This is a genomic window from Bifidobacterium sp. (assembly GCF_051876855.1).
Classification (GTDB): domain Bacteria; phylum Actinomycetota; class Actinomycetes; order Actinomycetales; family Bifidobacteriaceae; genus Bifidobacterium.
Map to the genome: position 1 here is coordinate 1 of NZ_JBJEIH010000064.1, position 9,390 is coordinate 9,390.

The 9,390-nt window shown below is 61.5% G+C and carries 5 protein-coding genes; 4 read left to right on the top strand and 1 reads right to left on the bottom strand.

What is annotated here, in order from left to right:
* A partial coding sequence (locus ACI38B_RS04630) for a DUF2207 family protein (RefSeq protein WP_439729727.1) occupies positions 1 to 2,225 on the top strand: 2,225 nt, incomplete at its 5' end.
* Here ACI38B_RS04630 and ACI38B_RS04635 read toward each other — a convergent pair.
* Positions 2,163 to 4,874, bottom strand: a complete 2,712-nt coding sequence (locus ACI38B_RS04635; protein WP_439729728.1) for a DUF7134 domain-containing protein — start codon at positions 4,872 to 4,874, stop codon at positions 2,163 to 2,165. The two genes, ACI38B_RS04630 and ACI38B_RS04635, sit on opposite strands and share 63 nt — an antisense overlap.
* A gap of 135 nt (positions 4,875 to 5,009) precedes the next feature.
* On the opposite strand from ACI38B_RS04635, the gene ACI38B_RS04640 reads away from it, so the two are divergent.
* The 3 genes from ACI38B_RS04640 (at position 5,010) to ychF (ending at position 8,495) form a co-directional block, all read left to right on the top strand.
* Positions 5,010 to 6,356, top strand: a complete 1,347-nt coding sequence (locus tag ACI38B_RS04640; protein WP_439729729.1) for an alpha/beta fold hydrolase — start codon at positions 5,010 to 5,012, stop codon at positions 6,354 to 6,356.
* A gap of 82 nt (positions 6,357 to 6,438) precedes the next feature.
* Positions 6,439 to 7,236 (top strand): pyrroline-5-carboxylate reductase, encoded by a 798-nt coding sequence (gene proC, locus ACI38B_RS04645; protein WP_439729730.1) that lies wholly within the window; start codon positions 6,439 to 6,441, stop codon positions 7,234 to 7,236.
* Positions 7,237 to 7,400: 164 nt separating this feature from the next.
* On the top strand, positions 7,401 to 8,495 hold the full coding sequence (ychF, locus tag ACI38B_RS04650) for a redox-regulated ATPase YchF (RefSeq protein WP_033505381.1): 1,095 nt from the start codon (positions 7,401 to 7,403) through the stop codon (positions 8,493 to 8,495).
* The last annotated feature ends 895 nt before the right edge of the window (positions 8,496 to 9,390 follow it).

Consider the following 9,390-nt stretch of genomic DNA (forward strand, 5'->3'; position numbering starts at 1 on the left):
AAGGAGTTGCCAGCTGTGAAGTCACAACAGCCAGCGCGTGGAAAAGGGCGATCGGCATCGCGCTTGCAGTGGTGCTTGGGTGCACCTATACCATCGTCAGAACCTACTCGGAAATCAATCCGTCTGCGAATTTGGCTTATCGGAGCGCCAACTATGAGGTCGAAGTGCAACGCAACGGCGACCTGAAGATTCGCGAGCATATCGACGTGACGCTCAAGAAGCGAGGCAAGCCGTGGCGGCAACTGTACCAGCAGTATCGTCTTGACCCCGATCAGCTCACCGCCATCACCGGGGTGAGTGTCAAGAACACCACGACCGGCGAGACTTACACACAGGCAGACCCGGTCGTGCCCGGCAGCCAGTCCACGTCACTATGGGACTCCACGTATGCTGGACACTGGTATATCAAACGCGCCGGGGTGAGTACGAAGACGTATGACCCGGAACGTGACAAGCCTGACGCCTCGGGCGGCTACTCGGATCAGTACCCCACTATTGAAATCGGTTGGAACATCCCGACGACCGACGACACCGACAGCATGGGGTTCGACATCACCATGACCTTCGAAGGGGTGTCCACCGCCTACGATGATGTCGCCACATTCCAGTGGGAGCCGATTGGCACCAGAAACACCGTCCCAATCGGTGAAGTCACGGGGACGGTGACTTTCCCCGATGGCGTTACGACGAAGAATTCAGCGACTTGGCTGCACTTCGAAGGCCCATCCTCACAGACCACACGCGATAAAGACGGCACGCTGCATTTCTCAGCGAAGAACGTGAAATCCGGCATGTATCTCGATGTGGTCGCCATGGTCGACCGTTCCCTGATGGAAGACGTAGCCCGTCATGAGCCGGGCGAACACCGGGAGAGCCTGATTACCTCGGAGCAGGACAAGATGGACAGCTGGGCGCGATACCGTGACGCCAAACACAGGGAATTGGTGATGCGCGCATTCATCACCGCGGCCATAGGCATCATCCTGTGCGTCGCCATGCTCGCCTGTCTGCGCGCCAGCATCCGCAAGACGTCGTTCCCCAAGGACACCGCATACCGCCGTGAGCCGCCCGACATGACGCCGAACAACGCGGCGCGGCTCAACGCGCTGATCGAGCATTGCCCTTCATCGCAGACGAATGCGCGTGCACTGAGCGCCACCATGCTCTCGCTCGCATCCAAACATGCTATCAGGCTCCTGCCTGGTACGGCGGAATCCTATGACGGCATTGATGTATCCGACGCGAGTGACGCCACAGTTTTGTCGGGGGTCGAGCAAACCCCGGCCGTCGAATATCACGTGGACCGGTCGGACGGGCGAACGACCGTCGCTGTCAAACCCGATGACGTGACCATCGTAATAGAAACAGATGGCGAGGATTCCCGTGGTCGTGCAGCATTGTACCTGTGCGACAGCGAGGCCGACCTGCTTGATTTCCTCGAGGCGGTGGGCAAACACGGCAAGACCCGGGTGTTCGACATGAAGCAGATGCGTTCCCTGATGAATGACTGGAGACGCGGCGCGAAAGAGCAGCAGACCATGGTGACGCTGTTGGAGGAGGAGTTCTCGAAGCTGAAGCTCACTGTGCCTGCCGGCCGGGGGAGCATCATCGTCAGCATCATCGCGTTCATCTATCTGGTGGTCAGTTGCGCGTTGCTGTCGAGCAACCTGTTCCTGCAATTGGTGACGATTCTTCCGGTCGCGTTGTGCGTTGGCCTGTGCATGGGCCTCATGCGGTTTTCCGGTTTGAACGAGCACGGCCGTCAGCTGGCCTCGCAGCTGGAAGCGTTTAAGCGATATCTCAATGATTTCAGCGATTTCACAGATTGTGGCGCACCGGAGCTTGCCTTGTGGGACAAATACCTCGTCTATGCTGCGGCTTTCGGGCTGTCCGAACAGGTGATGAGTCAGCTCGCCCGTTCGGTTCCTGAGCTGTCAGACCCGCAGTGGCTTGACGACCATGCCTCCGGTTCGCTCGTGTATTGGATGTACCGTCCGACGATTCTGCCCGGCGGTGTCGTCGCTGGCTTGACTGCCGGTGGCGGAGCCGGTGTCGCGGCATTCGCGCCGTCGTCTTTCGCTGATCTGGGTGCGCAGCTCAATAACGGGTTCATTGAAGTCCAGAGCGCGGTGCAGACCACGCTCGGCTCCTCAGGTTCGGGGTCATCCGGCGGATTCGGCGGTGGTGGCGGCGGTGCCGGAGGCGGTAGTTTCGGTGGCCGGTAGCGCATCCGAGACCACGGCGGGAGTGGTCGCAGCGGCCTGAGCAGCAGGTGTGGCCGGGGAATCCTGCGTAGCTGTGGTGACAGAGGAGGCCGAGGCAGGCGGAGAAACCGGGGCGAGTGGGGCGATATCCGCAGACCGGTCGTGCGTCTCGTCACTGAACCCGGTTTTGCGCAGCACACCCAGCAATTCGCGCATGCGTGCCAGAGCGGCCCGCCCTTGCTCACCGATTTGCTTGAACGCTTCGGAGACTGCGGCTGCATCCGGCTCGGTCCCTTCCTTTTCCGCGCGTTCGAACATGGCGAGCCCCTCGTGGGTGCAAGCGATTACGGATTGGAGGGTGTCGGTGACCTCGCTTTGGATATTCGCGCTGATCCGGTCACGCTCCACGTTCGCGGCGAGCACCTGCTGCCGGCGGGCCTCCTCGTTGAGCGCCTGTTCACGCGCCTGCAAGACGAGTGCATCGTTGCCGCTTGTGCGTTTCCATATCGCTGCGACGATGGCGATCAGGCACATGAGCCCGACGGTGACTAAGGCGGAGCCCGTTTCAATCAGTCTGGCGCCGCTCGGGCGTTGCAGCCGTGACAGATCGGCGAGCATGGCGAGCAGGGAAGTATACCCCATGGCTCCGGAGAACACGCACAGCGCGCACATGCATGTGGCGGTTGAGGCCGCGGCGATCGCCCGTTTGGTGGAGCTACGGTCGCCATAGAGGATTGCGGCCGCGAGCACGCCTAGCGACATGATGTTGACGAACAGGATGCACGGCATAACCAGCAGTTGGAATATGGCGAAAACGAAGGCGAATATGGCGCTCGCCCGTGGAAAACGGCGTCTGAACATCCACGGCAGCATGACCAGTACCGTCACCGCCCAGATGACGGCTTGGCCGATGGCATGTATTTGGTTGCCGGTGAGTATGAATTCGAGATTGTTGCCCACGTTCACCCCGGACAAGCCGAAGAACGCGACGAAGATGAGACCAGACAGGATGTCTGATGCCAGATAGTGACGTTCCCACCACATGGACATGCGTTCGACCGTATTCGTGGCGCCGTTCGCGCCGCGTTCCGCCGGGGGCAGCGCCGGGCGGCCATTGTTGAAGCACCGCCGCAGCATGTCGGAAATCCGCATTGGGTGCGCCGGCAACGGCAGTGATGCGGGTGTGATGCTTTGTCGCATTGGCGTTCTTCCGCCACCGATTGCATCCTGCCGTGACTGCCGGACGGGGGCAGGAGCATCGCTGACTGTATTGCTGTGTTGTATATCAGTTGCCGTCATGGACGGTTCACCGGCGCCGGTTAGAACCTCTTGGGACTGTCGGGCCGCAGACGCGCACGCACCCGGTGCCGGCGAAGTCGCGGTCGAAGTGGTGGCACGTAGTTCGGCTTCATGCTCGGCGTCCCGGTACGGCACGCTCGCCACGACCTCGAAGCCGCCGCTGAGCCTTGGCCCCGCCTGAACACTGCCATGGGCCATCGCGATGCGTTCGCGCATGCCGAGCAATCCGAAGCCGGGTTTGTGCCCGTCCGCGGCGGCGCTCGCACCCCGGCCGTCATCGGCGACGCGGACGGTCAAACCGGTGTCTGACCACGTCTCCTCGACATCCACGTTCACATTGGGGCCGGCGTATTTGCGTATATTGGTCAGCGCCTCCTGCACCATGCGGTACATCGCCGTGCTCGCGGTCTCGCTCAGTCGCGCCGGGTGCGGCTCTCCTGAGCTGTGGAACCTGATCTGGATGTCGGCATCCGAGCGTCCGGCCTCGTCGAGCAAAGTGGCGACATGCCGGTAATCTGCATGGTCGGGTTCGCCGAATACGCCCAACAGATGCTGCATATCGCGCATCGCGCGCTGCGACTCGTGTTCGATGGTGTGCATTGTGTGTTTGGCGATTTGCGGGTTCGAAGCCCCGGCGTATCTACCGCCATCGGATTGCACGATGATGATTGACAGAGTGTGCGCGACGACATCATGCATATCGCGCGCGATTCGGGCGCGTTCCGCCAACGCGGCGATCCGGCGCCGCTCGTTCTCCCCGGCCTGCAACGCCTCGTTGCGTTCTTGCAGCATGGTGATGGTCACGTTGCGGGCGCGCTGCCAATAACCGAGGAAAATGGCGGTGACGATGCACAGGGTGATGATAATCAGCCCGCCTGTGAACGATGAGAGGAAATTCTGCGCGCAGGTATGAGGGTCGTTGCCTTCGCACAGGGAGACGGTATTCGGGGACCCGGGGTCACCGAACACCGGCCCGACACTGGTAGATATGGCCAGCGCGAGCGAGGCGAGGATGCCGATGGCCAGTGCAAGACACGCGAACAGGCGGCTTCGGCTCGGATTGCCGTACACGATGACGGCGTACAGGACACTCAACGCGAACAGGTCCGCAGGCACCAGCGCCGGACCGATGATGAGCTGGGCGACCGCAACTGTGGTAATCGCCCAGGCGCTCGGTTCTGGACGCCACCGGCGGGTAGCCACAGGAATGAGGATGGCAATCTGCCACAGGGTACACGCGGTTGCCGGGCAGGAGAAGAACACGCCGGGAATGGAGCCGGTGGTGGTCACAATCACCAGGAACAGCGCGGCGACCAGCACGGTCATGGCGGTATCCACCGCCAGAACGTGGCTTTTGGCCCATGAGGTCATCCGTGTCATCCAATGCATGTTATTCACCCTAGCGTCGGGCGGTCACCGCGGCCATCATGCGCGAGGATGAAAGGCCGGGGTGGCGCTATGGTTGCCTTAACGAATTGCTGGCAGGACTTATTCGGGAGGCACACGGTGACGACGTTGGCGCAGTATTACGTTCCGGGGCGGTATATCGAAGATCATGCGATTGACGTGCCGCTGGACTGGCGGGGAGACACGCCCGGCGAAACGGTGTCCGGAGCGACAATCAGGCTGTTCTACCGGGTGGTGTGCGAGGCTGGTCGTGAACATGAGGACTTGCCGCTGCTGCTGTTCTTGCAAGGCGGTCCGGGTGGTGCCGGTCCACGCCCGATGGGCTATGACGGAGGGGATGCGTGGCTTGCCGAGGCGTTGAAGCATTTCCGGGTCGTGCTGCCTGACCAGCGTGGCACCGGCCGTTCCTCGCGTGTCGATTCGCATGCCATGTCCCGTATCGCGGGCGCGCCGGCACAGGCGGCGTATCTCAAGCGTTTCCTTGCCGATTCGATCATCCGTGATTTTGAGCATCTGCGTCTGAGCGCGTTCGGCGGACGCAAGTGGGTCACGCTCGGGCAGAGTTACGGCGGGTTCCTGACGTTGACATATCTGTCCCTGTTTCCGCAAGGATTGTCCGCATGTTTCACCAACGGTGGCATCCCGCATGTGCCGGCTGACCCGGACGACGTGTACGCGCACACCTTCCCGCGCATGGAATCAAAGACCATGCAGTATTACGCGCGTTATCCGCAGGACCGCGAGCGCGTCGCCGCCGTGGCTGACCGGGTGGCCCACGGGGGAGTGGCGTTGCCCAACGGCGACCCGCTGACTGTCGAACGCGTGCAGACCTTGGGCGGTGGGTTCGGTATGAAACCGAGTTTTGAACAAATCCACTGGCTGTTCGACGAGGCTTTCGTCGACGGTGATGGTTCCGTGGACAGCTCGTCACCGCTGTCCGATGAATTCCTCATCCACGTGATGGATACGACCGCATCCCGCCCCCTGTACTGGCCGCTTCAGGAATTCATCTACGCCGACGGCGAGCTCGAGCACCCGGTCAACTGGGCCGCCCAACGTGCCTACGACGCCCGAGCGCAATTCTCCGTATCCGCGCGGCCACTGCTGTTCACCGGGGAGGCGATCTTCCCGTGGATGTTCCGGCAGGAGCATGCGCTGCGCCCGTTCGCCGCAGCGATGGACATCCTCATGCAGGACACGCATTTCGGCAAGATCTACGACGCCGACCAGCTCGCTCGTAACGAGGTGCCGCTGCAGGCGACCGTCTACGTGGACGACATGTACGTTGATTCGACACTTCAGCTTGATACCCTGTCCCGTGTCGGCAACAGCCACTACTGGGCGACCAACGAGTACGAGCATGACGGATTGCGCACCGACCCGCGGGTTTTCACGCGCGAATACCGGGAAGCCCTGGGGCGGGGAGACCTCGCCGGCATCAAGTGACCAGCCCGGCACGGTCCGCAACCGCGCCCGAACGTATCCGTGGCCGGCACGGCGCCGGCGAACAACCCAAGAAAGGAACCCAATGACCCAGCAACTGAGCGACACCACCGTCGGATTCATCGGTTACGGTGCCATGGCACAGGCCATGGCCCAAGGCTTCGTGGATGGGGGAGTCCTCGAAGGCGGGCAGATCCTCGCCTGCGCAGGACATTACGACAAGCTCGTGGACAGCACGTCCGCGCTCGGCGTGCGCCCGATGCACAACGCCACCGAGGTCGCCGCGGCGAGCGATATCGTCATCCTCGCCGTCAAGCCGAATCTCATTGAAAAGGTCGTGACCCCGATTCTGCATGAACTGGCCAACAGCATCGTCGTATGCGTGGCCTGGGGGTGGACTTTCGACCGCCTTGAAACCGTGCTCGAGGACCATACCCCGCACATCTCCATCATCCCCAACACGCCGATCGCAGTGGGCCAGGGCGTCAGTGTCGTCGAAGACAAGCACAATCTCACCGACTACCAGGCGGGGCTCGTCCACGCGCTGCTCGAGCCGGTCAGCATGCTCGAGACCGTCGACACCGCGCACATGTCCCAGGCGGGCACCATTTCCAGCTGCGCCCCGGCGTTCACCGCGATGTACATCGAGGCGCTCGCTGACGCGGGCGTGCAGTATGGGCTCAAGCGTGCCAGCGCGTACCGGCTCGCCGCGAAAATGGTCGAGGGTACGGGCGCATTGCAAGTCAGCGACGGGCGGCTGCCAGCGGCCATGAAGGACGCGGTCTGCTCTCCGGGCGGCGCAACCATCCGCGGCGTGGTCGCGTTGGAACAGCACGGGTTCCGCGGCGACGTGATTTCCGCGGTGCAGGCCGTGGAGGGCTGACGGTTCCTTGATGTTCGCGGTGGTGGCCGGTGTCCGCGGTGCAAATCGTGGCACCGGCCGCCGCTCGTATCCGACGGTTGTTCTTCCGGTTGGCGCGAATCACGCAAGGGCGATGACGTGCCGACGGCATGCGCTACGTCCATCATGCCTCTACACTGGAAAGCATGTCTTTAACTATCGGAATCGTCGGCCTGCCGAATGTCGGCAAGTCCACCATGTTCAACGCGCTCACCCGCAACAATGTGCTAGCGGAGAACTACCCGTTCGCCACCATTGAGCCGAATACGGGCATCGTGCCCCTGCCGGACGACCGGCTGCCGGTGCTCGCCAAGCTCGTCCACACCGAGAAGATCGTGCCCGCGACCGTCACTTTCGTCGATATTGCCGGCATCGTCAAGGGTGCGTCCGAAGGCGAGGGACTGGGCAACAAGTTCCTGGCAAACATCCGTGAAGCCGACGCAATCTGCGAGGTCGTGCGCGCTTTCGAGGACGATGACATCGTGCACGTCAACGGCAAGGTCGATCCGGCCGACGACATCGACACGATTAACACCGAGCTCATCCTCGCCGATCTGCAGACCATCGAAAACGCGCTGCCGAAGCTCGAGAAGGAACTGCGTGGCAAGAAGGTCACGCCGGAATACGTCAACGCCGTCAACGAGGCGAAGAAGATCCTCGAGGCGGGCGAGACCATCGACCACGCGGCCCAGGCTGGCAAAATCAACAAGGACGACATCTACGACCTGCACCTGCTGACCGCCAAGCCGTTCATCTACGTGTTCAACGTTGACGACGCCGAACTGTCCAACGAGCAGCTGCGCAAGAAGCTCACCGATTTGGTGGCCCCTGCGAAGGCGATTTTCCTCAACGCCCAGTTCGAAGCTGATTTGACCGAGCTTGACGAGGCGGATGCGCGTGAGATGCTCGAAGACGCCGGATTGAAGGAATCCGGGCTCGACCAGCTTGCCCGCGTCGGATTCGACATCCTCGGCCTGCAGACCTTCCTGACCGCCGGCGAGAAGGAAGTACACGCCTGGCAGATCCACAAGGGCTGGACCGCCCCGCAGGCAGCAGGTGTGATCCACACCGATTTCGAGCGCGGTTTCATCAAAGCCGAAATCGTCTCCTACGATGACTTCGTCGCAGCCAACGGTTCGATGAACACCATCAAGGAGGAGGGCAAGCTCCGCCTTGAAGGACGTGACTACGTGATGCAGGACGGCGACATCGTCGAATTCAAGTTCAACGTGTCCAAGTAACCGCCCGCACTCCGCCAAAACGGCGCGATTCCAACGATTCCAACCCGCGGAACGTTGCGATCGCGCCGTTTTTGAATGCACCGGAACAGGCCGTTCCGGGCGGTTGTCGCCATCGAATGAGTGCGTTTAGAGTGGCTTTTTCAGTGGCGCTCGCCGGCATGCTCGGGCGCGACGGGTCCGGTACGTGGGACTTCTTACGGAAACGTCACAATGGCGGTAATCTCCCGGGACTTTTGGCGGGAATGGCGCCAATGGCGGTAATCTCCCGGGAGTTTATGGACGAAGACGGGGTTTTGCGCTGATGTGACAATGAAAACGTTGAAATACCAACGGGCCCGAAATCAGGCCCCTGGGAGTTTACGCGTCAAACTGCATATAACGAGAGAAGTCCCACGCTGAGCGATGACGCCTGCTGACCATGAGACCCGTTGGCGATGATGTCTGTTAGTGATGACGCCCCTCTCGATTCGCGGGCAAGCATGTCTGCGCGCGGGCCGCAGGACATGACGATGGCCAGTATGTGACCCAGACTAGTTTCTGTGCTGTGCAAGGATTGGCTCCCGCGTTGCTGATTGCTGCCTCAGTCGGTCTACGAGACCAGCGAACCCTCGGCTGAGCCAGCATGCTGATGCTTTGCTACAGCCATACCACACCTGTGATTTCCATGATGACGGTCGCAATCGATTCGCTGCCTGTAACAAATCGTTGCGCTCCTAATTTCAAGGCACAGCGCGCGGTTCGTGCATGACCTGCTTGTGGAATATGGGGGCCGCTTCACACATTGAGGCGTTCGCTAATAACCTGCTTTCCTTGGAAAGTCTGCGGGGGGGGGCATGCTTATTGGTGATAGGTGGGTTGTTCCACGGTGTGGTGGTTGCATGCCGTGGGGTTTCCC

What these genes read in the sequence shown, in the direction of transcription:
- ACI38B_RS04635 (WP_439729728.1), bottom strand. Translation starts at nt 4,874, where the DNA reads ATGACCTCATGGGCCAAAAGCCACGTTCTGGCGGTGGATACCGCCATG.
- proC (WP_439729730.1), top strand. Translation starts at nt 6,439, where the DNA reads ATGACCCAGCAACTGAGCGACACCACCGTCGGATTCATCGGTTACGGT.
- ychF (WP_033505381.1), top strand. Translation starts at nt 7,401, where the DNA reads ATGTCTTTAACTATCGGAATCGTCGGCCTGCCGAATGTCGGCAAGTCC.